This window comes from Sphaerotilus uruguayifluvii (assembly GCF_013294065.1).
Taxonomy (GTDB): domain Bacteria; phylum Pseudomonadota; class Gammaproteobacteria; order Burkholderiales; family Burkholderiaceae_C; genus Sphaerotilus; species Sphaerotilus uruguayifluvii.
In genome coordinates this window covers 64,115-86,027 of record NZ_JABSNM010000012.1, presented here as the reverse complement: position 1 = coordinate 86,027, position 21,913 = coordinate 64,115, and the positions used below count along the sequence as shown (strand labels likewise).

General features: G+C 72.6%; 21 protein-coding genes and 1 pseudogene. 9 read left to right on the top strand and 13 right to left on the bottom strand.

Going from position 1 to position 21,913, the window contains the following annotated elements:
* Nucleotides 1–5 precede the first annotated feature (5 nt).
* The 9 genes from HNQ01_RS14115 to HNQ01_RS14075 all read right to left on the bottom strand — a co-directional run bounded on the left by HNQ01_RS14115 (nt 6) and on the right by HNQ01_RS14075 (nt 8,976).
* Nucleotides 6–1,088 (bottom strand): sulfate/molybdate ABC transporter ATP-binding protein, encoded by a 1,083-nt coding sequence (locus HNQ01_RS14115; RefSeq protein ID WP_173806089.1) that lies wholly within the window; start codon nt 1,086–1,088, stop codon nt 6–8.
* A gap of 19 nt (nt 1,089–1,107) precedes the next feature.
* A complete protein-coding gene (gene cysW / locus HNQ01_RS14110) occupies nt 1,108–1,986 on the bottom strand; it encodes a sulfate ABC transporter permease subunit CysW (RefSeq protein WP_173806088.1) in 879 nt (292 codons plus the stop codon).
* Between the two features lie 15 nt (nt 1,987–2,001).
* Nucleotides 2,002–2,835, bottom strand: coding sequence for a sulfate ABC transporter permease subunit CysT (gene cysT / locus HNQ01_RS14105; RefSeq protein WP_173806087.1), 834 nt, complete (start codon nt 2,833–2,835; stop codon nt 2,002–2,004).
* A gap of 31 nt (nt 2,836–2,866) precedes the next feature.
* The gene (locus tag HNQ01_RS14100; RefSeq protein ID WP_173806086.1) at nt 2,867–3,883 is read right to left on the bottom strand and encodes a sulfate ABC transporter substrate-binding protein; all 1,017 of its coding nucleotides are present in this window, start codon (nt 3,881–3,883) and stop codon (nt 2,867–2,869) included.
* Nucleotides 3,884–4,015: 132 nt separating this feature from the next.
* Complete coding sequence (locus HNQ01_RS14095) at nt 4,016–4,891, bottom strand: ATP-binding cassette domain-containing protein (protein WP_173806085.1); 876 nt, start codon at nt 4,889–4,891, stop codon at nt 4,016–4,018.
* Between the two features lie 19 nt (nt 4,892–4,910).
* Complete coding sequence (gene ssuC / locus HNQ01_RS14090) at nt 4,911–5,711, bottom strand: aliphatic sulfonate ABC transporter permease SsuC (protein ID WP_173806084.1); 801 nt, start codon at nt 5,709–5,711, stop codon at nt 4,911–4,913.
* 27 nt (nt 5,712–5,738) lie between these two features.
* Nucleotides 5,739–6,908 (bottom strand): FMNH2-dependent alkanesulfonate monooxygenase, encoded by a 1,170-nt coding sequence (gene ssuD / locus HNQ01_RS14085; RefSeq protein ID WP_173806083.1) that lies wholly within the window; start codon nt 6,906–6,908, stop codon nt 5,739–5,741.
* Between the two features lie 42 nt (nt 6,909–6,950).
* On the bottom strand, nt 6,951–7,955 hold the full coding sequence (locus HNQ01_RS14080) for a sulfonate ABC transporter substrate-binding protein (protein ID WP_173806082.1): 1,005 nt from the start codon (nt 7,953–7,955) through the stop codon (nt 6,951–6,953).
* A 16-nt stretch (nt 7,956–7,971) separates the two neighbouring features.
* The gene (locus HNQ01_RS14075; RefSeq protein ID WP_173806081.1) at nt 7,972–8,976 is read right to left on the bottom strand and encodes a sulfonate ABC transporter substrate-binding protein; all 1,005 of its coding nucleotides are present in this window, start codon (nt 8,974–8,976) and stop codon (nt 7,972–7,974) included.
* A gap of 180 nt (nt 8,977–9,156) precedes the next feature.
* Here HNQ01_RS14075 and ssuE point away from each other — a divergent pair, with 180 nt between their 5' ends.
* Together ssuE and HNQ01_RS14065 are read left to right on the top strand one after the other, a co-directional pair.
* The gene (ssuE, locus tag HNQ01_RS14070) at nt 9,157–9,729 is read left to right on the top strand and encodes an NADPH-dependent FMN reductase (protein ID WP_173806080.1); all 573 of its coding nucleotides are present in this window, start codon (nt 9,157–9,159) and stop codon (nt 9,727–9,729) included.
* A 42-nt stretch (nt 9,730–9,771) separates the two neighbouring features.
* Nucleotides 9,772–9,990 (top strand): TOBE domain-containing protein, encoded by a 219-nt coding sequence (locus HNQ01_RS14065; protein ID WP_173806079.1) that lies wholly within the window; start codon nt 9,772–9,774, stop codon nt 9,988–9,990.
* A 79-nt stretch (nt 9,991–10,069) separates the two neighbouring features.
* Here the strand turns inward: HNQ01_RS14065 and HNQ01_RS14060 are convergent, their stop codons facing one another.
* Nucleotides 10,070–10,678: an RBBP9/YdeN family alpha/beta hydrolase gene (locus HNQ01_RS14060; RefSeq protein ID WP_173806078.1), complete on the bottom strand. Its 609-nt coding sequence runs from the start codon at nt 10,676–10,678 to the stop codon at nt 10,070–10,072.
* Nucleotides 10,675–11,703: a sulfate ABC transporter substrate-binding protein gene (locus HNQ01_RS14055; protein ID WP_286180810.1), complete on the bottom strand. Its 1,029-nt coding sequence runs from the start codon at nt 11,701–11,703 to the stop codon at nt 10,675–10,677. Before HNQ01_RS14055 ends, HNQ01_RS14060 begins: the two co-directional genes overlap by 4 nt.
* 201 nt (nt 11,704–11,904) lie before the next feature.
* Here HNQ01_RS14055 and HNQ01_RS14050 point away from each other — a divergent pair, with 201 nt between their 5' ends.
* From HNQ01_RS14050 to HNQ01_RS14035, 4 genes are read left to right on the top strand one after another with little or no spacing between them, the layout of a single operon-like run.
* Nucleotides 11,905–12,420: a MarR family winged helix-turn-helix transcriptional regulator gene (locus tag HNQ01_RS14050; RefSeq protein ID WP_173806077.1), complete on the top strand. Its 516-nt coding sequence runs from the start codon at nt 11,905–11,907 to the stop codon at nt 12,418–12,420.
* Nucleotides 12,417–13,898 carry an efflux transporter outer membrane subunit gene (locus HNQ01_RS14045; protein WP_173806076.1) on the top strand — a complete coding sequence of 494 codons (1,482 nt, stop codon included), beginning with the start codon at nt 12,417–12,419 and terminating at the stop codon, nt 13,896–13,898. The genes HNQ01_RS14050 and HNQ01_RS14045 overlap by 4 nt, the downstream gene beginning before the upstream one ends.
* Nucleotides 13,895–15,211: an HlyD/EmrA/EmrK family protein gene (locus HNQ01_RS14040; RefSeq protein WP_173806075.1), complete on the top strand. Its 1,317-nt coding sequence runs from the start codon at nt 13,895–13,897 to the stop codon at nt 15,209–15,211. The genes HNQ01_RS14045 and HNQ01_RS14040 overlap by 4 nt, the downstream gene beginning before the upstream one ends.
* Entirely contained in the window at nt 15,208–16,782 is a 1,575-nt protein-coding gene (locus tag HNQ01_RS14035) for a DHA2 family efflux MFS transporter permease subunit (RefSeq protein WP_173806074.1), read from the top strand. Before HNQ01_RS14040 ends, HNQ01_RS14035 begins: the two co-directional genes overlap by 4 nt.
* Before the next feature lie 82 nt (nt 16,783–16,864).
* Here the strand turns inward: HNQ01_RS14035 and HNQ01_RS14030 are convergent.
* A pseudogene (locus HNQ01_RS14030) lies at nt 16,865–18,037 on the bottom strand (cation:proton antiporter domain-containing protein); the annotation flags it as partial.
* A gap of 63 nt (nt 18,038–18,100) precedes the next feature.
* Nucleotides 18,101–18,823: a FadR/GntR family transcriptional regulator gene (locus tag HNQ01_RS14025; protein WP_173806072.1), complete on the bottom strand. Its 723-nt coding sequence runs from the start codon at nt 18,821–18,823 to the stop codon at nt 18,101–18,103.
* Nucleotides 18,824–18,931: 108 nt separating this feature from the next.
* On the opposite strand from HNQ01_RS14025, the gene HNQ01_RS14020 reads away from it, so the two are divergent.
* Genes HNQ01_RS14020 through HNQ01_RS14010 form a run of 3 tightly spaced genes read left to right on the top strand, consistent with a single transcriptional unit; the run spans nt 18,932 to nt 21,897 of the window.
* On the top strand, nt 18,932–19,723 hold the full coding sequence (locus tag HNQ01_RS14020) for a (Fe-S)-binding protein (RefSeq protein ID WP_173806071.1): 792 nt from the start codon (nt 18,932–18,934) through the stop codon (nt 19,721–19,723).
* Nucleotides 19,724–19,738: 15 nt separating this feature from the next.
* Nucleotides 19,739–20,461 (top strand): LutC/YkgG family protein, encoded by a 723-nt coding sequence (locus HNQ01_RS14015; protein WP_173806070.1) that lies wholly within the window; start codon nt 19,739–19,741, stop codon nt 20,459–20,461.
* Nucleotides 20,458–21,897, top strand: coding sequence for a LutB/LldF family L-lactate oxidation iron-sulfur protein (locus HNQ01_RS14010; protein WP_173806069.1), 1,440 nt, complete (start codon nt 20,458–20,460; stop codon nt 21,895–21,897). Before HNQ01_RS14015 ends, HNQ01_RS14010 begins: the two co-directional genes overlap by 4 nt.
* Nucleotides 21,898–21,913: the final 16 nt, after the last annotated feature.

The window sequence follows — 21,913 nt, the reverse complement described above, 5'->3', positions numbered from 1 at the left end:
CCGCCTCAGATCGCCGCGGCCGGATCGTCCGCCACGTTCGTGCCGCTGGCGTCGAAGCGGGTGATGCGGCGCGGCTTGAGGTGCACCGTGCTGCCCGGGCGCAGGCCCAGGCGCTCGCGCAGGCCGCTCCAGGCCTCGCGCGAGAGCTCGACGTCGACCGGCGCCTCGTCGCCCTGGCGGCGCAGCTCCAGGCGGGTGTTCGGGCCCACCGTCAGCACATGCGCCAGCGTGGCGGTCCAGCTGCCGGGCTCGGGCGCGGCCACCAGGTCGATCTCGTGCGGGCGCACGTAGCTGACCTCGCCGCCGAGGCTGCCGCCGCCGTGCGCCGGCTGACCCGGCGCATGGTCGCGCCGGCCGTGGAAGAGGTTCACGTCCCCCAGGAACTGCAGCACGAAGGGCGTGGCCGGCCGGTCGTAGACCTCGTCCGGGCTGCCGACCTGCTCGACGCGGCCCTCGTTCATCACGACGATGCGGTCGGCGACCTCCATCGCCTCTTCCTGGTCGTGGGTGACGAAGACGCTGGTGACATGCATCTCGTCGTGCAGACGGCGCAGCCAGCGGCGCAGCTCCTTGCGCACCTTGGCGTCGAGCGCGCCGAAGGGCTCGTCGAGCAGCAGCACCTTGGGCTCGACCGCCAGCGCCCGGGCCAGCGCGATGCGCTGGCGCTGGCCGCCGGAGAGCTGGTGCGGATAGCGCTCGGCCAGCCAGTCGAGCTGCACCAGCTTCAGCAGCTCGGTGACCTTGGCGCGGATCGTGGCCTCGCTGGGGCGCGTCGCCTTGGGGCGCACGCGCAGGCCGAAGGCGACGTTCTCGAAGATGGTCATCTGCGGGAACAGCGCGTAGTGCTGGAAGACGAAGCCGACCTGGCGCTCGCGCACGCTGGCGTCGGTGGCGTCCTCGCCGTGGAACAGCACCTGGCCCGCGTCGGGCACCTCCAGGCCGGCGATCATGCGCAGCAGCGTGGTCTTGCCCGAGCCCGACGGGCCCAGCAGCGCCACCAGCTCGCCCGAGCCGATGGTCAGGTTCACGTTGTCGCAGACGGTCAGCGCGCCGAAGCGCTTGTTCAGATCACGGATCTCGATGCTCATGGCGTCTCGCGGTGGCGGTTCAGTGCGTGTCGTCCTGGCGGGCGCTGCTCAGCTGCGCCTTCACCCGCCGCTCGACCAGGTATTTCAGTCCGAGCGTGACCAGCGCCAGCCCGGCCAGCAGCGACGACACCGCAAAGGCCGCCGCGAACTGGTATTCGTTGTAGAGGATCTCGATGTGCAGCGGCATCGTGTTGGTCTGGCCGCGGATGTGGCCCGACACCACCGAGACGGCGCCGAACTCGCCCATCGCGCGGGCATTGCACAGGATCACGCCGTACAGCAGCGCCCACTTGATGTTGGGCAGCGTCACGCGCCGGAACACCTGCCAGCCGCTGGCGCCCAGCACCACGGCGGCCTCTTCCTGCTCGCGGCCCTGCGCCTGCATCAGCGGGATCAGCTCGCGCGCCACGAAGGGGAAGGTGATGAAGACGGTGGCCAGCACGATGCCCGGCACCGCGAAGATCACCTTCAGGTCATGGTCGCGCAACCACTCGCCGAACCAGCCCTGCAGGCCGAACACCAGCACGAAGATCAGGCCGGCGATCACCGGGCTGACCGAGAAGGGCAGGTCGATGAGGGTCAGCAGCAGGCTCTTGCCCCGGAAGTCGAACTTGGCGATGCACCAGGCCGCGGCCACGCCGAAGACCAGGTTCAGCGGCACCGAGATCGCCGCGGCGATCAGGGTCAGCCGGATGGCCGAGCGCGCGTCGTCCTCGACGATGGCCGCCAGGTAGACGTCCCAGCCCTTCTTCAGGGCCTCGAAGAAGACGGTGGCCAGCGGCACGAACAGGAACAGCGTCAGGAACAGCAGCGCCACCGCGATCAGCGTGCGCCGCAGCCAGGCCGGCTCGGTGGTGGCGCCGGTCACGGCGCGCGGGGAAAGGGAGGGGCCGCTCATCGTCAGGCTCCGTTCTCACTGGCCCTGGCGCTTGCGCGTCCAGGCCTGCAGCAGGTTGATGACCAGCAGCATCACGAAGCTCATGGCCAGCATCACGACGGCGATGGCGGTGGCGCCGGGCACGTCGTACTGCTCGAGCTTGCTGATGATCATCAGCGGCGTGATCTCGCTGACCATCGGCAGGTTGCCGGCGATGAATATCACCGAGCCGTACTCGCCCAGCGCGCGGGCGAAGGCCAGCGCGAAGCCGGTGGTCAGCGCCGGCAGCAGGATCGGCAGGATCACCAGGCGGAAGGTCTGCCAGCGGTCGGCGCCCAGCGTCGCGGCGGCCTCCTCGTATTCCTTCGACAGGTCTTCCAGCACCGGCTGCAGCGTGCGCACCACGAAGGGCAGGCCGATGAACAGCAGCGCCACGAAGACGCCGACCGGCGTGAAGCTGACCTTGAACGGCAGCCACTGGCCGATCAGGCCGTTCTCGGCATAGAGCGCGGTCAGCGTGATGCCGGCCACCGCGGTCGGCAGCGCGAAGGGCAGGTCCACCAGCGCGTCGATCAGCCGCTTGAACGGGAAGTCGTAGCGCACCAGCACCCAGGCGATCAGCAGCCCGAAGACCGCGTTGATCGCGGCGGCCGCCAGCGAGGCGCCGAAGGTCAGCCGGTAGGACGCGACCACGCGCGGCGAGGAGATCGCGTCCCAGAAGGCCGGCCCGGTCATCGACGCAGCCTTCAGGAAGGCCGCCGCCAGCGGGATCAGGACGACCAGGCTCAGATAGAGCAGCGTGAAGCCCAGCGCGAGGTCGAAGCCGGGCAGCACGCTGTGACGGCGCAGCAGCGCGCGGGAGAACAGCATGGCGGGGGAAGTCGTGAAGAGAGGGCCGGACTCAGCGGCGCGCGGCGCCGAGGATCTGGTCGTAGATGCCGCCGTCGTTGAAGTGCTCGGCCTGCGCCTTCTTCCAGCCGCCGAAGACCTCGTCGACGGTGAAGGTCGGCACGGCCGGGAAATCCTTGGCGTACTTCGCCGCCACCTTCGGGTCGCGCACGCGCAGGTTGTGCTTCGCGGCGATCTCCTGGGCTTCCTCGCTCCAGAGGTACTTCAGGTAGGCCTCGGCGGCCTTGCGCGTGCCCTTGCGGTCGACGACCTTGTCGACCACCGCGACCGGGTTCTCGGCCAGCACGGTGCTCTTCGGATAGACCATGTCGAAGTTCTTGCCGAACTCCTCGACGATGGACTGCACCTCGCTCTCGAAGGTCACCAGCACGTCGCCGATGCCGCGCTGCGCGAAGGTCGTGGTGGCGGCGCGGCCGCCGCCGTCGAAGACCGGCACGTTGGCGAAGATCTTCTGCGTCAGCTCGCGCGCCTGCGCCGGCGTGCCGCCCGACTTGATCACCGAGCCCCAGGCGGCCAGGTAGCCGTAGCGGCCGTTGCCGGTCACCTTCGGGTTGGGGATGACGACCGAGGTGCCCGCGCGGGCCAGGTCGGCCCAGTCCTTCACGCCCTTGGGGTTGCCCTTGCGCACCAGGAAGATGGTGAGCGAGCTGGTCGGCGCGGCGTTGTTGGGCAGCCGTTTGGCCCAGTCGGCGGCGATCAGCCCCTTGTCGGCGACCACCTCGATGTCCAGCGCCTGGTTCATCGTGATGACGTCGGCCTCCAGGCCCTCGATGACGCTGCGCGCCTGCTTGCTCGAGCCGCCGTGCGACTGGTTCAGCACGATGTCCTCGCCGGTGGTCTTCTTCCACTGCGCGGCGAAGGCCTTGTTGTAGTCCTTGTAGAACTCGCGCGAGACGTCGTAGCTGACGTTGAGCAGCGCAGGCGCCGCGGCCTGCGCGGCGCCCAGCATCAGCAGGCCGGCGACGGCGGTGGCGGAGCGCAGGAGATGGCGGCGGGTCGGTTGCGGCATGGTCTTCGGACGGGCGAGCTGGAGAATGGCCCGGATCCTAGAACCCGCTCGTTCTGCGGACAACGCATTTTTTGTTGGTTGCTTATGCGCATATCGAATATGCGATGTGCCGTCGACCGCGTCTCCGAGGGGTCAGATGGCCCAGCGCAGCGCCTGCGGCGCCAGCGGTGCCACAGGGGCCGGCTGCTCGTGGCCCGGACGCTGCAGCACGCGGCCGAGGATCTCGTCCTCCAGCGCGGCGAAGGCGGGCGCGCCGTGCGAGCGCGGTCGCGGCAGGTCGATGCGGCGGTCCAGCGCGATGCGGCCGTCCTCGACCAGCAGCACCCGGTCGGCCAGCGCCACCGCCTCGGCCACGTCGTGCGTGACCAGCAGCGCGGTGAAGCCGTGCGCGAGCCACAGCGACTCGATCAGCCGGTGCATCTCGATGCGGGTCAGCGCGTCGAGCGCGCCCAGCGGCTCGTCGAGCAGCAGCAGGCGCGGGCGGTGCACCAGCGCGCGGGCCAGCGCGACGCGCTGGCGCTGGCCGCCCGAGAGCACCGCCGGCCAGTCGCCTGCCCGGTCGGCCAGGCCGACCTGCGCCAGCGCCTCGGCGGCGCGCGTGCGCCCGGCCTCGCCGTCCAGCCCGAGGCGGACGTTGTCGATCACGCGCTTCCAGGGCAGCAGCCGCGCGTCCTGGAACATGATGCGCAGGTCGGCGCGGGCCGCGTCGCCGGTGTCGCCGCCGAGGGCCAGCCGGCCGGTGTCGGCCGTCTCCAGCCCGGCGACCAGGCGCAGCAGCGTGCTCTTGCCGCAGCCGCTGCGCCCGACGATGGCGACGAACTCGCCCGGCGCGATGCGCAGGTCCAGGCCGGCCTCGGCCTCGCCCAGGATGCGCCGCGCGCCGTAGGACTTGCCCAGGCCGGCGAGCTCGACCGACAGGCCGTGCTCGGGCGCCGGCCGGCTGCGCTGCAGCGTGCGGGGCGCGACGGGCGGCGCGGGTGGGGCGGACAGCTTCAGAGTCAGGGTCATGATCGGATCAGCGAAGGAATCAGGCGCGGGCGCCCGGGCGGGCGTAGCCCGGATGCCAGCGCAGCCAGCGGCGCTCCAGCGCCCGGGCCAGCAGGTCCGCCAGCTTGCCCAGCAGCGCGTAGAGCAGGATGCCCACCAGCACCACGTCGGTCTGCAGGAACTCGCGGGCGTTCATCGTCAGGTAGCCGATGCCGGCCTGGGCGGAAATGGTCTCGGCCACGATCAGCAGCACCCACATCAGCCCGAGCGAGAAGCGCACGCCCACCAGGATCGAGGGCAGCGCGCCCGGCAGGATGACCTGCGCGTAGAGCGCCCGGCCGGAGAGGCCGTAGCTGCGCGCCATCTCGATCAGCCCCTTGTCCACCGAGCGGATGCCGTGGAAGGTGTTGAGGTAGACGGGGAAGAACACGCCCAGCGCCACCAGGAAGAGCTTGGCGGTCTCGTCGATGCCGAACCACAGGATCACCAGTGGAATCAGCGCCAGCGGCGGGATGTTGCGCACCATCTGCAGCGTCGAGTCGAGCAGCGTCTCAGCCCGGCGGAAGGTGCCGGTCAGCAGGCCCAGCAGCAGCCCGGCGCTGCCGCCGATGGCAAAGCCCAGCAGCGCGCGCCGGGTGCTCACCAGCACGTGTTCCAGCAGCTCGCCCGACAGCGCGAGGCGGACGAAGGCACTCGCCACCGCCAGCGGCTCCGGCAGCACCCGGCTGGACAGCCAGCCCGAGAGCGAGGCGGCCTCCCAGCCGAGCAGGATCAGCAGCGGCACCAGCCAGGGCAGGAGCCGCTGCCCGTGGCCCGCGCGTCGGGGTTCGGATGTCGTCATGGACGGTCTCCTGCGTCGCGCGGCGCGTCAGCTCTGCGCCACCTTGGGCACGAAGCTGTTGGCGACGATCTCGCCGAAGGGGCCGGTCAGTGCCTGGCCGGGCAGGCGCTCGCGCAGCTCCAGCGGCAGCAGCGGGAAGACCAGCTCGGCGAAGCGGTGCGCCTCGTCCAGGTGCGGATAGCCCGACAGCACGAAGTGATCCAGTCCCAGCGCGGCGTATTCCTTGATGCGGTCGGCCACCTGCTGCGCGCTGCCGACCAGCGCGGTGCCGGCGCCGCCACGCACCAGGCCGACGCCCGCCCACAGGTTGGGCGAGATCTCCAGGCCCTCGCGCACGTTGGCGCGGTTGAACTTGCCGCGGTGCAGCTCGGCCATGCGGCGCTGGCCGGCCGAGTCCATCTGCGCGAACTTGCGCTGCGCGGCCTCGACCGTCGTCTCGTCCAGGTGCGAGACCAGATCGGCGGCGGCGCGCCAGGCCTCGTCCTCGGTCTCGCGCACGATGACATGCAGCCGGATGCCGAACTTGAGCGTGCGGCCGAGCCTGGCGGCGCGCGCCTTCACGTCGGCCACCTTGGCCGCGACCGCCTCGGGCGGCTCGCCCCAGGTGAGGTAGGTCTCGACCTCGGCGGCGGCCAGCTCGTGCGCGGCCTCCGACGAGCCGCCGAAGAAGACCGGCGGATGCGGCCGCGACCAGGTCGGGTACAGCAGCTTCGCGCCCTCGACCCGCAGGTGCCGCCCCTCGAAGTCGACGGCCTCGCCCTCGTGCGAGCGGGCGATGATCTCCTTCCAGATGCGGATGAACTCGGTCGACTCCTGATAGCGCTCGGCGTGGCTCAGGAACTGGCCGTCGCCGGCGAGCTCGCCCGGATCGCCGCCGGTGACCAGATTGACCATCAGCCGTCCGCCCGAGAGGCGGTCCAGCGTCGCGGCCATGCGCGCCGACTGCGACGGCGCCACCAGCCCGGGGCGCAGCGCGACGAGGAATTTCAGCCGCCGGGTCGCGTCGATCAGGCTGGCCGCGACGATCCAGGAGTCCTCGCAGGAGCGGCCGGTCGGGATCAGCACGCCCTCGTAGCCCAGGCTGTCGGCGGCGATCGCGACCTGCTTGAAGTAGGCGAAGTCGGCCTGGCGGGCGCCGTGGTTCGTGCCGAGGTAGCGGGTTTCGCCGTGGGTGGGAATGAACCAGAAGATCTTCATGATGAGAGCGTTCGTCGTGAGGCGTTCGAGGGGTCGGGCGGGTCAGCGTGCCGAGGCCAGGCGCTGCCCGGGCTGGCGCACGATGGCTGCGACCTGGATGGCGCGCGGGATCAGGCCCAGGCGGTGGAAGGTGTCGGCGACCCGCTGCTGCTCGGCCACCAGGGCCGGCGTGACCGGGCCGACCGGCGAGGGCGGCCGGCGCGACAGCACCCGCAGCACCGTGCTCAGGCTGAGGCCGGCGAAGTCGGCGTAGAGCGCCGCGGCGGCGCGGCGGTCCTGCTGCAGCAGGCGGTCGGATTCGCTCAGCGCGGCGAACAGCGTCTGCAGCGTCGCGCCGTGGTCGGCGGCGAAGCCGGGCGAGGCGAGGTAGAAGCTGTTGTTGCCGCTCAGGGCGCGGCCGGTCAGCAGCACGCGTGCCCGGCCGTCGATCTCGGCGGCGGCGTAGTACGGATCCCAGATCACCCAGGCATCGACCGAGCCCTTCTCGAAGGCGGCGCGGGCCTCGGCCGGCGTCAGCCAGATCGGCTCGATGTCGCCCCAGGCCAGCCCGGCCTGCTCGACGGCGCGCACCAGCAGGTAGTGCGCGCTCGAGCCCTTCTGCAGCGCGATGCGCCGGCCTTTCAGGTCGCGCGCCTGGCGGATCGGGCTGTCGGCGCGCACCAGGATGGCCGAGGCATCCGGCTTCGGGGCTTCGGCGCCGACATAGACCAGGTCCTTGCCGGCGGCCTGGGCGAAGACCGGCGGCGCGTCGCCGGTGGAGCCGACATCGATGCTGCCGACGGCCAGCGCCTCCAGCAGCTGCGGGCCGGCCGGAAACTCGACCCAGCGCACCCGGGTGCCGGGCAGGCGGCGCTCCAGCAGGCCCTGCTGGCGCAGCAGCGCCAGCGCGATCGAGCCCTTCTGGAAGCCGATGCGCAGATCGGTCGGTGCGGCGGCCGGACTGGCCTGGCCAAAGGCCGGCGTGACCGACAGCGCGGGCAGCAGGCCCAGCGCCAGCGCCGAGGCCAGCACGGTGCGGCGAGGCCGCGAGACGGGGCTGTGGGACATGGCGGACTCCGGGCGTTCAGCGGGCGGCGGTGGTGACGGGCGTGGCCGGCAGCGCGTCGGCGATGCGCACCGGCTTGGGGATCAGCTTCAGCTCCAGGAAGGCATCGGCCACCTTCTGCTGCTCGGCGGCGACGCCGGGCGTCACCGGCGCCACGCCATACTCGGCGCGCTGCAGCGTGCGCTCGACCACGTCGACATCCAGGCCCTGGACCGGCGCGATGCGGCGCGCGGCCTCCTTCAGGTTGGCCTTGAGCCAGCGGCCCTGCTCGACGCTGTCCTCGAACAGCGCGCGCACCAGCTGCGGATGCTTCTGCGTGAACTGGCGCTCGGCCAGATAGAAGGCGTGGTTGCTGACCAGGCCGCGTCCGTCGGCGAGCAGGCGCGCGCCGGTCTGCTTCTCCACCGCCGCCAGGAACGGATCCCAGATCACCCAGGCGTCGACCGCGCCCTTCTCGAAGGCGGCGCGCGCATCGGCCGGCGGCAGGAAGACCGGCTGGATGTCGCCGTACTTCAGCCCGGCCTTCTCCAGCGCGCGCACCAGCAGGTAGTGCACGTTGCTGCCCTTGTTCAGCGCGATGCGGCGGCCCTTCAGGTCGGCCAGCGTGCGGATCGCGGAGTCCTTCGGCACGACGATGGCTTCGGCTTCCGGCGAGGCCGGGTCGTTGCCGATGTAGACGAAGTTCGCGCCGGCGGCCTGCGCGAAGATCGGCGGCGCCTCGCCGACGAAGCCCACGTCGACCGAGCCGACGTTGAGCCCCTCGAGCAGCTGCGGGCCGGCGGGGAACTCGACCCACTTCACGTCGGCCTGCAGCGCCGCGAGCCGGCGCTCGAGCGAGCCCTGGGCCTTCTGCAGCGCCAGCAGGCTGGCGGACTTCTGGTAGCCGATGCGCAGCAGCGGGCGGGCGCTGTCCTGGGCGTGCAGCGCCGGAGCGGCCAGGGCCAGCGGGATCAGCGCCAGCGCGGCGGCCAGGCGTCGGCGCAGGGGCCGGAAGGAAGAAGGGGACGAAGGGATGCGGGACATGGCGGACTCCGTGGCGGCCCGTGATCGGGCTCGATGTCCGCCACGATAGGCAGCGCCGTGGCCGGCGTGAACGAAGCATTCCGGCGCTGCTTATCCGCTGCGCGCCTGAGGCGCTTTCCGCCGAAGCATCCTCGGAATGCTTCGTTCCCGGGCCGGGTCGCGCTGCCTATCGTGCGGGGCATGAACATCGTCTGCCTGCTGGGCAGCCCCTCCGAGCCATCGCGCTCGGCCGGACTGCTGGACCACGCCCGCGCTCTGCTCGAGCCCCACGCCACCCGCATCGACACCGTCCGGGTGCGCGACCTGCCCGCCGAGGCGCTGCTGCAGGCGCGCTTCGACGACCCGGCCATCGTCGAGGTGCGCGAGCGCATCGGGCGGGCGAGGCTGGTGCTCGTCGCCACGCCGATCTACAAGGCCGCCTACAGCGGCCTGCTCAAGAGCCTGCTCGACCTGCTGCCGCAGGACGGCCTGGCCGGCCGCACGGTGCTGCCGCTGGCCACCGGCGGCAGCCCGGCGCACCTGCTGGCGCTGGAGTACGCCCTCAAGCCGGTGCTGGCCGCGCTGGGCGCGCGCGACATCGTCGACGGCGTCTACGCCACCGACCGCCAGATCGAACGCCTGCCCGACGGCCGCCACCGGCTCGACGAGGCGACCGCGGCGCGCCTGGAGCGCGTCGTCGGCGAACTGGTCGAACGGCTGGCCCCGCCGCGTGCCAGCGCCCGTCTGCCCGCCGCGCTGCGCTGGGCGCTCTGAACCGTCCTTCCTCTTTTCCCCTGTCCCGCAAGGAGTCCTGCCATGAGCATCACCGCCATCAATGTCCGCAACCAGTTCCGTGGCGTCGTCCGCGAGATCATCCTCGGCCCGGTCGTCTCCGAGATCGACGTCGAGACGCCCCAGGGGCTGATCGTCACCTCGGTCATCACCACCCGCTCGGTCCAGGAGCTCGGCCTGGAAGTCGGGCGCGAGGTCATCGCGCTGGTCAAGTCGACCGAGGTGTCGATCGCGGCGCTGTGACCGCCGCGTCATGAACGACGACGGCCCGGCAGATCGATGCCGGGCCGTTGGCCGTGGGTCATGACGAATCGGAGGGAGGTCAGATGGCGAAGTGCCATTCGCCGAAGCCGGCGTGGCGCGCGCGCTGCCGGCGGGCCAGGCGCTGCTGCTGGCGCGTCACCCACTGCTCGGCCAGCGGCAGCGGGCCGTGGCCGGAGTCGATGTTGATGTGTCCGGCGTCGCCGATCGAGACGAAGCGGCTGTTCCAGTGGTGCGCCCAGCGGCGCACCGCCACCGGGCTCATCCACGGGTCGGTCTCGCTGGCGATCAGCACCGGGCTGAGCGGCAGGCGCCCGAGCAGGCGCTCGGTCACGCCGAACTTGTGCGGATCGGCCGGCGCCACCAGTAGCACCGCCGCCAGCGGCAGGTCCGGGCGGGCGAGCAGGTGGCGCACCGTGGTCAGGCAGCCGAAGCTGTGCGCGGCGACGATCCAGTCCTGGCGGTCGCCGCCGTGGCGCTCGATCGTCGCGGCCATCCGCACGGCCCAGGCCTCGAGGTCCGGCCGGTCCCAGTGGTCCTGGACCACCCGGACCGCGCCGGGATGGAGCTGCTCCAGCCGGCTCTGCCAGTGGCCGGGGCCGCTGTCGTGCAGCCCCGGCACGATCAGCAGGCGGGCCCCGCCGGATCCTCGGTGGCCGGGTGCGTTCATCGCCGGGTGACGACGCGGTCGAAGGTGCCGCCGTCGCTGAAGTGCGTCTTCTGGGCCTCGCGCCAGCTGCCGAACACGTCGTCGAGACGGAACAGCTCGATCTTCGGGAACTGCGCGGCGTACTTGGCCGCGGCCTTCGGGTCGATCGGGCGGTAGTAGTTCTGGCCGGCCAGATCCTGGCCTTCGGCCGAGTACAGATACTCCAGATAGCCCTGCGCGACCGCGCGCGTGCCCTTCTTGTCGACCACCTTGTCGACCACCGCCACCGGCGGCTCGGCCAGGATGGACTGCGCCGGCGCCACGACCTCGAACTTGCCCGGGCCCAGCTCCTTCAGCGCCAGCAGCGCCTCGTTCTCCCAGGCCAGCAGCACGTCGCCGATGCCGCGCTCGACGAAGGTGACGGTCGAGGCGCGCGCCCCGGTGTCGAGCACCGGCACATTGGCGAACAGCTTCTGCACGTACTCCTGCGCCTTCGCGTCGGAGCCGTAGGTCTTCTTCGCCCAGCCCCAGGCGGCCAGGTAGTTCCAGCGCGCGCCGCCCGAGGTCTTCGGGTTCGGCGTGATCACCGAGACGCCGGGCCGGGCCAGATCCGCCCAGTCCTTGATGCCCTTCGGATTGCCCTTGCGCACCAGGAAGACGATGGTCGAGGTGTAGGGCGAGCTGGCGTGCGGCAGGCGCTTCTGCCAGTCGGCGGGCAGCAGTTTGGCCTTGTCGGCGATCTCGTCGATGTCGTAGGCCAGCGCCAGCGTGACCACGTCGGCCTCCAGCCCGTCGATGACCGAGCGGGCCTGCTTGCCCGAGCCGCCGTGCGAGGCCTTGACCGTCACGGTGTCGCCGGTCTTGGCCTTCCAGTGCGCGGCGAAGGCCTTGTTGAAGTCCTGGTAGAGCTCGCGCGTCGGGTCGTAGGAGACGTTGAGCAGCGTGAAGTCGCGGGCTTGCGCCTGGGGCGCCAGCGTCATCGCACCGGCGCCCAGCGCGAAGGTCAGGGCCAGGGACAGGGCGTGCAGGGTGGGGCGGCGGCGCATCGGGGCGTGTCTTTCAGGGCAGGTTGCGATGAAGTCGATGCTAGGCAGCGAGCCTTCTGCGGCCAACGAATCGATTCGAGGATCGACATGCGCTGGGCGCATGAAGACGCGTCGGCGAGCCGGCTGGAATGCCCCTTCCATGGAATGGGTCTTGATGAATTGTCGTGTCAATCATTGACTGATCAATAGAATCTACTCCCCATGAACGACCGATCCGACGCGGCGCCCGTGCCGCCGATCTACGACTCCAGCACCTACCGCCCCGAGCGCAGCCTCGGCCTGCTGATGCGCCGCGTGCTGGGCTCGGTGCTGCAGGAGGCCGACCGCCGGCTGGCCGAGCACGACCTGACGCATGCGCAGTGGATGCCGCTGTTCAAGCTGCTCAAGTGCTGCGCCGGCGACAGCGTCACCGTCGCCTCGCTGGCGCGCGACCTCGATGTCGATCCGGCCGCGGTGACGCGCATGCTCGACCGGCTCGAGGCCAAGGGCCTGGTGCGGCGCGAGCGCTCGACCAGCGACCGCCGCGTCGTGCAGCTGGTGCTGACCGAGGCAGGCCGCGAGGTGGCCGAGAAGGTGCCGCCGGTGCTGGTCGACGTGCTCAATGCCCATCTGGCGGGCTTCCGGCCCGAGGAGTTCGAGATGCTGATGTCGCTGCTGCAGCGCATGCTGGCCAATGGCGAGGCGATGCGCGCCCGCGCCGGGGGAGATCCGGCATGAGGCGGCGCACGAGCCTGACCCTGACGCTGCTGGCCGGCGCGCTGGTGCTGGCCGGCTGCGCCAGTCCGGGGCCGTCGCGCCCGCTGCTGGCGCCGATCGAGCCGGCCCGGATCGGCCTGGCGCCGGTCGAGGCCGGCGCGGCCGAGCTGAGCGTCGCCGACGGCTGGTGGAAGGCCTTCGGCGACGCGCGGCTGGACGCGCTGGTCGAGCGCGCGGTGGCCGACCATCCTGGCGTGCAGGCCGCCTCGGCGCGGCTGCTGCGCGCGCAGGCCGCCGGCCGCGGCGTCGATGCCGCCGGTCAGGCCCAGGTCGGCCTGTCGGTCGACGCCACCCGCCAGCGCTACACCGCCAACGGCCTGATCCCGGCGCCGATCGCTGGCACGGTGCGCGACACCGGCACGATCCAGATCGGCGGCAGCTGGTCGCCGGACTTCTTCGGCCGGCACCGCGCCGCGCTGGCGGCCGCCGTCGGCCAGGAGCTGGCGGCCGATGCCGAGCTGGCCCATGCGCGCCAGGGGCTGGCCACCGCGGTGGTGCGCCAGTACGTCGCGCTGGCGCGGCTGCTGGCGCAGCGCGAGGTCGCCGACCGGGCGGTGCAGCTGCGCGAGCGCACGCTCGAGCTGGTCCGTGCGCGGGTGCGCAGCGGCCTGGACACCCAGGTCGAGCTGCGCCAGGCCGAGGCGGCGGTGCCCGATGCGCGCACGCAGCGCCTGATGCTCGACGAGCAGATCACGCTGGCGCGCCACGCGCTGGCCGCGCTGACGCAGCAGCCGCCCGAGGCGCTGGACGCGCTGGCGCCGCGCCTGGCGGCGCTGCAGCCGGCGCCGCTGGCGGACGGGCGCGTCAGCACCGATCTGCTCGGTCGCCGCGCCGACATCGTCGCGGCGCGCTGGCGCGTCGAGGCCGCGGCGCAGAACGCCCGCGAGGCGCGCGCGCAGTTCTATCCGGACGTGCAGATCAGCGCCTTCGCCGGTCTGAGCGCGCTCGGGCTGGACCGCGTGCTGCAGCTCGACAGCCGCCAGGCCGGCGTCACGCCGGCGCTGCGCCTGCCGCTGTTCGACGCCGGGCGGCTGCGTGCGCAGCTGCAGGTGCGCGCCGCCGAGATCGACGCGGCGGTGGCGGCCTACAACGGCGCGGTGCTGGACGCGGTGCGCGAGTCGGCCGACGCGCTGGCCTCGGGCCGCGCGGTGCGCGCGCAGAGCGACGAGCAGTCGCGTGCGCTGGCCGGCGTCGAGCAGGCCTTCGACGCCGCGCAGCGCCGCTACGACGCCGGCCTGGCCGGCTACCTGACCGTGCTGTCGGCCGAGCAGCAGCTGCTCGCGCAGCGCCGCGCCGCGGTCGACCTGCAGGCCCGCGTGCTCGACACGCAGGCGCAGCTGATGCAGTCCCTGGGTGGCGGCCATGCCGCGCCCGTGCTTCCGCCGGACGCGCCGCGCGCGACCGCCGAACTCGATTCCTTCCGGAGCTCGACCCGATGAGCAGCCAACCTCCCGTCTCTCCCGCGGCCGCTGCGCCGGCCGCCGCCCCCGCCGCACGCCGCCGCGCGCTGATCGGCATCACCGCGGCCGCCCTGCTGGCCGGTGGCGCCTGGGCCGCCTGGTGGTCGCTGGTGGCCCGCCACAGCGAGAGCACCGACAACGCCTATGTCCAGGCCCGCGTGGTCCAGGTCACCGCCCAGACCGGCGGCACCGTCGTCGCGATCGAGGCCGACGACACCGACCATGTGCGCGCCGGCCAGAGGCTGCTCAAGCTCGATCCGACCGACGCGAAGCTCGCGCTCGAGCAGGCCCAGGCCCAGCTCGCGCAGACGGTGCGCGAGGTGCGCCAGATCCACAGCGGCAGCGACGCGCTCGCGGCGCAGATCACGCTGCGCGAGGCCGAGCTCAAGCGCCTGCAGGCCGACATGGCGCGCGCGCAGGCCGACGTCGACCGCCGCGCCGGGCTGGTGGACAGCGGCGCCGTCGGCCGCGAGGAGTTCCAGCATGCGACCGCGCAGCTGGCGGCCGCGCGCAGCGCCGTCGAGTCGGCCCGCGCCGCGCTGGCCACGGCGCGCGAGCAGCAGCGCGGCAGCGGCATGCTGGTCGAGGGCGGCCCGATCGAGTCGCTGCCGCAGGTGCAGCGCGCCGCCGCCAAGGTCCGCGAGGCCTGGATCGCGCTGCGCCGCACCGAGCTGCCCGCGCCGCTGGAAGGCCATGTCGCGCGCCGCAGCGTGCAGCTCGGCCAGCGCCTGCAGGCCGGCGCGCCGGTGATGTCGGTGGTCGATCTGGCCGGTGTCTGGGTCGATGCCAACTTCAAGGAAGGCCAGCTGCGCAACCTGCGCCTGGGCCAGCCGGCCGAGCTGGTCGCCGATGTCTACGGCAGCAAGGTGGTCTACCACGGCCGGGTCGCCGGCCTGGGCGCGGGCACCGGCGCGGCCTTCTCGCTGCTGCCGGCGCAGAACGCCACCGGCAACTGGATCAAGGTGGTGCAGCGCGTGCCGGTGCGCATCGAGCTCGATCCGAAGGAGATCGCCGCGCATCCGCTGCGCGTCGGCCTGTCGATGAACGTGACGGTCGATGTCGAGAAGCAGGACGGCGCGCTGCTGGCGCCGGTCTCGGCGGCCCGCGCGGATCACACCGACGTCTATGACGGCCTGGACCGCGAGGCCGAGGCCGACGTGCAGCGCATCATCGCCGCCAACCGTGGCGCCGCGCTGCCCGGCGTGGCCGCCTCGCGTCCGGCGGCGCGTCCGCTGACGCTGGCGCCGGCCGCATCGCCGCTGGCCGGCGTGTCGCGGAGCCCGAGCGCATGAGCGCGGCGCCGGCCGGCGCGAGCGGCGCCGCGACCCCCGCCCCGCTCGAGGGCGGCGCGCTGGCGATGGGCACGCTGGCGCTGTCGCTGGCGACCTTCATGAACGTGCTCGACTCCTCGATCGCCAACGTGTCGCTGCCGGCGATCGCCGGCGACCTGGGCGTGAGCCCGTCGCAGGGCACCTGGGTCATCACCAGCTTCGGCGTGGCCAACGCGATCTCGGTGCCGCTGACCGGCTGGCTGACGCAGCGCTTCGGCGCGGTGAAGCTCTTCACCTGGAGCGTGCTGCTGTTCGTGCTGGCCTCGTGGCTGTGCGGCTTCGCGCCGACGCTGGAGCTGCTGATCGCCTTCCGGGTGCTGCAGGGGCTGGTGGCCGGGCCGATGATCCCGCTGTCGCAGACGCTGCTGCTGTCGAGCTATCCGGCCGCCAAGGCCGGCACCGCGCTGGCGCTGTGGGGCATGACGACGCTGGTGGCGCCGGTGGTCGGGCCGCTGCTGGGCGGCTGGATCACCGACCACATCCACTGGGCGTGGATCTTCTACATCAACGTGCCGGTCGGGCTGCTGGCTGCCGGCATCACCTGGAGCATCTACCGCCGCCGCGAGACGCCGACGCGCAAGCTGCCGATCGACAGCGTCGGGCTGGCGCTGCTGGTGCTCTGGGTCGGCGCGCTGCAGCTGATGCTCGACAAGGGCCATGAGCTCGACTGGTTCCATTCGGGCGAGGTGGTCGCGCTGGCGGTGGTGGCGGTGCTGGGCTTCGCCTTCTTCCTGGCCTGGGAGCTGACCGAGGCGCATCCGATCGTCGACCTGCGGCTGTTCGCCGGGCGCAACTTCCTGTGGGGATCGCTGACGCTGTCGGTGGCCTACGGGCTGTTCTTCGGCAACGTCGTGCTGCTGCCGATGTGGCTGCAGCAGTGGCTGGGCTACACCGCGACCTGGGCCGGCATGGCGATGGCGCCGGTGGGGCTGCTGGCCATCCTGCTCACGCCCCTGGTGGGCAAGAAGGTGGCGGTGTGGGATCCGCGGCGCATGGCCACCGGCGCGTTCATCCTGTTCGCGCTGGTGCTGTGGATGCGCAGCCGCTTCACCACCGGCAACGACTTCACCTCGATCCTGATCCCGACGCTGATCCAGGGCGCGGCGCTGTCCTTCTTCTTCATTCCGCTCACGACGCTGACGCTGGCCGGACAGCCGCCGGCCAAGGTGCCTTCGGCCGCGGGCCTGTCGAACTTCGTGCGCATCACCGCCGGCGCCATGGGCACCTCGGTGGCCACGACGCTGTGGCAGGACCGCGCGATCACCCATCACGCCGAGCTGGTCGAGCACCTGCAGCCCGGCGTGGCGGTGGCCGACGAGGCGCTGCGCCAGATGCAGGCCGGCGGCCTGGAGCCGGGCCAGGCGCTGGCGCAGCTCGACCGCCTGGTCAGCCAGCAGGCCTACACGCTGGCGGTGGACGACATCTTCCTGGCCTCGGCGGCGATCTTCCTGCTGCTGGTGCCGATGGTGTGGCTGACGCGCCGCCCGCCGCGCCGGGCCGGGGCGCCGGCCGACGCGGGCGGCGCGCACTGAAGCGGCCGCCCGGTCCGCTGGGTCCGCCTCAGGCCGAGGCGGCCGGCGTGGCCGGTGTGCCCTGACGCCGGCGCAGCAGGTCGATCAGGCCGAACAGCAGCGGATTCAGCGCGATCGAGATGATCGCCGCGGCCAGGATCAGGCTCTGCCCCTGCGGCGGCAGCACGCCCAGCGACAGGCCCAGCCCGGCGAGGATGAAGGAGAACTCGCCGATCTGCGCCAGGCTGGCCGACACCGTGAGCGCGGTCGAGGCCGGCAGGCGCAGCAGCCGCACCAGCGCGGCGGCGGCCAGCGACTTGCCGATCATCACGATCGCCACCACCGCCAGCACCTTCAGCGGCGCCTCGACCAGCACCTGCGGGTCGAACAGCATGCCCACCGAGACGAAGAACAGCACCGCGAAGGCATCGCGCAGCGGCAGCGTCTCCTCGGCGGCGCGGTGGCTGAAGCGCGACTCGCGCAGCACCATGCCGGCGAAGAAGGCGCCCAGCGCGAAGCTCACGCCGAACAGCTCCGCCGCCAGGAAGGCGATGCTGACCGCCGCGGCCACCACCGCCAGCGTGAACAGCTCGCGCGAGCCGGTGCGGGTGATCTGCAGCAGCAGCCACGGGAAGGCGCGTCGCCCCACCACCAGCATCAGCAGCACGAAGGCGCCGACCTGCGCCAGCGTGCGCAGCAGCGTCAGCCACGGCGAGCCGGCGCCGCCGCCATGCCCGTCGCCAGCCGCCGCGTCCTGGCCGACCAGCGGCGGCAGCAGCACCAGCACCAGCACCATCGCCAGGTCCTCGACCACCAGCCAGCCGATCGCCAGCCGGCCGTCGTCGCCGTCGAGCAGGCCGCGGCTCTCCAGCGCGCGCAGCAGCACCACGGTGCTGGCCACCGACAGCGCCAGACCGAAGATCGTCGCCGCGGCCGCCGACCAGCCCCAGCTCGTCGCCAGCGCCGCGCCCATGACGGTGGCGGCGACCATCTGCACCACCGCCCCGGGCAGCGCCACCCGGCGCACCGCCATCAGGTCGGCCATCGAGAAGTGCAGGCCGACGCCGAACATCAGCAGCATCACGCCGATCTCGGCCAGCTGCGAGGCGATCGCCGGATCGCCGACGAAGCCCGGCGTGTGCGGCCCGATCGCGATGCCGGCGAACAGATAGCCCACCAGGGCCGGCAGCCGCAGCCGCACCGCGATGAAGCCGAAGATCAGGGCCAGCCCGAAGCCGGCGGCGAGGATGGAAATCAGCGGGATGCTGTGGTGCATCGATCGGTCTCCCTGGGGTCAAGGGGCCGCGAAGGTCGGCCGGTCATCCCGGTGGAGCCCGGATCAGGCCGGCAGTTCCCCGCCGCAGGCCCGCTGCCAGCGCTGGCGCACGAAATCGATGTGGCGGCGCGCCGCCTGCGCGGCGCCGGCCGGATCGCGCGCCTCGATGCGGCGCCACAGCGCCTCGTGCTGCGCGGCCAGCGCGTGCGCCTCGGCCGAGTCCGGCGCCAGGTCGGCGATGCTGATGTGCACATGCTCGTGCAGCAGCGCCAGCAGCGTCGCCACCAGGTAGGAGAACACGGGGTTGCGGGTCGCGTCGGCGATCGCGCGGTGGAAGGCGACGTCGGCGCGCACCTGCGCCGGGCGGTCGCGCCCGGCGTAGGCCGTGGCCACCGCATCGTGACAGGCGGCGAGCCGCTTCAGATCGGCGGCGTCGGCGCGCTCGGCGGCCAGCTCGGCGCAGCGCGCCTCCAGCATGTCGCGGAATTCCAGCAGGTCGGCCTGCATCAGCGGCTGGCGCTGCAGCAGCTGGGTCCAGGCGTCGGCACGGCGTGCGTCGGGCTGATCGCTGACGAAGGTGCCGGCGCCGTGGCGGCGCAGCACCAGCCCGCGCTCGGCCAGCTGCCCGAGCGCCTCGCGCAGCGCCGCGCGCGACACGCCCAGCCGCATCGCCCAGTCGCGCTCGGGCGGCAGGCGCTCGCCCGGGCGGTGCTCGCCGGCCAGGATCGCACGCTCCAGGCGCGAGGCGAGCTGGTCGGGCAGGCGGGCGGCGAGGGCGTGCTTCATCGGAATCAGCGGGGTGGAAAATTGGTCAGACCACTGTAGAGGCATTCGGGGCCGCGCGCATCATCGGCTTCCCCTGCGCCCCACCGGATCCGCCGCCGCCCGATCGCCATGTCCAAGCCTTCTTCCGTCTATTTCTTCGCCACCTGCGTCGTCGACCTGATGGCGCCGCAGGCCGGCATGGACGCGATCGCGCTGCTGCGCGACGCCGGCCTGCGGGTCGAGTTCCCGCAGGCGCAGAGCTGCTGCGGCCAGCCGGCCTACACCAGCGGCTACACCGACGAGGCGCGCACCGTCGCGGCGGCGCAGCTCGATCTCTTTCCCGAGGCCTGGCCGATCGTCGTGCCCTCGGGCTCGTGCGCCGGGATGATGGTGCACCACTGGCCGCGTCTGTTCGCCGAGGATCCGGCGCGGCTGGCGAAGGCGCGCGACATCGGCGCGCGGGTGGTCGAGTTCAGCACCTTCGCGCGCGACGTGCTGGGGCTGGGCGAGCGGCTGGCGGCGGCGCCCTCGGGCCGGCCGGTGAAGGTGGCGCTGCACACCTCGTGCTCGGCGCGGCGCGAGATGGGCGTGCATGTGCCCAGCCGCGCGCTGCTGGAGGCGCTGCCCGGCGTCGAGGTGGTGGCGCAGGCGCGCGAGGCCGAGTGCTGCGGCTTCGGCGGCACCTTCTCGGCGCGCCATCCGGCGATCTCGGGCGCGATGGTCGAGGACAAGCTCGCCAGCGTGCGCGACGCCGGCGCCGAGGTGCTGGTCAGTGCCGACTGCGGCTGCCTGCTCAACCTGCACCACGCCGCCCAGAAGCGCGGCGGCTGCGCCGCTGGCGAGCCGCGCTGCGTGCACCTCGGCAGCTTCCTGCGCGAGCGCCTGGGCCTGCCGGGCGCGGCGCAGCAGGTCACCGACTGACAACGAGACCTCCGCATGACCTCGTCCACCGCCTCCCCCGACACCGGCGCTGCCCGCGGCGCCATCCTCGCCCGGCTGCGCCAGAGCGCGCCGTCGCAGCCGCTGCCCGCGCCGTCGCTGGCGGCCTATCACGCCGGGCCCTTCGGCCGCGGCCGCCTGGGCGTGCGCATCGACCCGGCCTCGCTGATCGCGCCGTTCGAGGCCGCCGCGCGCGGCTGGCGCGCCGACGTGCGCCACGCCACGCCCGCCGACTGGCCGGCGGTGGTGCGCGCGGTGCTGGCCGAGCACGGCGCGCGCCGCGTGGCTGTGGGCTGCGGGCCGGCGGCCGATCCCGGCTGTGTCGCTGCGCTGGCCGAGGTCGAGGCCTGCCGCTTCGACCGGCCGCTGGCGCACTGGAAGACCGAGCTGTTCGACCGCATCGACGCCGGCCTGACCACCGCGCGCGCGGGCATCGCCGACACCGGCACGCTGGTGCTGCGCCCCGGGCCGGACGAGCCGCGCACGCTCTCGCTGGTGCCGCCGCTGCATGTGGCGGTGCTGCGTGCGAGCGACCTCCACGCCAGCCTGCCGGCGGCGATCGCCGCGCAGGACCTGGCCACCACCGGCATGCCGACCAACCTGGTGCTGGTCACCGGCCCGTCCAAGACCGCCGACATCCAGCAGGTGCTGGCCTTCGGCGCGCATGGCCCGAAGGCGCTGGTGATCGTGCTCGTCAATGACCTGGAGGTGTCCCTGTGACTGAAGCCCCGCTGACCTTCGTCGACCCGCGCCAGTTCAAGGCCAACACCCGGGTCGCGGTCGACGACGACCACCTGCGCGCGAGCTTCCGCAGCGCGATGGACTTCCTGCAGACCAAGCGCGCCGGCCATTTCAGCGACCGCGACGGCTTCGAGGCGCTGCGCGGCGTCGGCGAGGCGGTGCGCCAGTACAGCCTCTCGAAGCTGCCCGAGCTGCTCGAATCGCTGGAGGCGAACCTGAAGGCGCGCGGCGTGCAGGTCCACTGGGCGCAGACGCCCGAGGACGCCAACGCGATCTTCCTGGCGATCGCGCAGCGCCACGGTGCGCGCGGCATGGTCAAGGGCAAGTCGATGGTGAGCGAGGAGATCGAGCTCAACCACCGCATGCTCGAGCACGGCATCGACTGCCTGGAGAGCGACATGGGCGAGTACATCGTCCAGCTCGCCGGCGAGCGCCCGAGCCACATCATCATGCCGGCGATCCACAAGACCAGGCAGCAGATCGCCGCGCTCTTCGAGGAGAAGATTCCCGACACGCCCTACACCGAGGACGTCGACGCGCTGATCGCCATCGGCCGGCGCGTGCTGCGCGACCAGTTCCGCGACGCGCCGATCGGGGTGTCGGGCGTGAACTTCATGGTCGCCGACACCGGCACGCTGGTGCTGGTCGAGAACGAGGGCAACGGCCGCATGTGCACTACGGTGCCCGACGTGCACATCGCCATCACCGGCATCGAGAAGGTGGTCGAGACCTTCGAGCAGGTGCTGCCGCTCTACAGCCTCCTGACGCGCTCGGCCACCGGCCAGGCGATCACGACCTATCTGAACGTCATCACCGGACCGCGCAGGGAAGGCGAGGGCGAGCTGGACGGCCCGCGCGAGCTGCATCTTGTGCTGCTCGACAACGGCCGCAGCCAGGCCTACCGCGACACCGACTTCCGCCCGACGCTGCAGTGCATCCGCTGCGGCGCGTGCATGAACCACTGCCCGGTCTACGCGCGCATCGGCGGCCTGGCCTACGGCACGACCTATCCGGGGCCGATCGGCTCGATCATCTCGCCGCATCTGCTCGGCCTGGAGCCGACGCAGGACCTGCCCACCGCCAGCAGCCTGTGCGGAGCCTGTGCGGAGGTCTGTCCCGTGGGCATCCCGATCCCCGAGCTGCTGATGCAGCTGCGCCACGCCGCCAAGCACGAGCCCGAACCCGGCCACGCGCCGCTGGCCGGCCAGGCCAGCGCGAAGGACTGGAAGGAGGCGCTGGCCTGGAAGGCCTGGGCGCAGGTCAATGCCAGCCCGGCCCTCTACGGCACGCTGACCGGCATGGCGCACCGGCTGCGCGGCCTCACGCCGCCGTGGCAGGCCGGCTGGACCGCGAACCGCACGCCGCTCAGGCCGGCGGCGCGGGGCCTGCGCGAGCGGCTGAAGGATGAAGGCTGAGGGTTGAAGGCTGAGT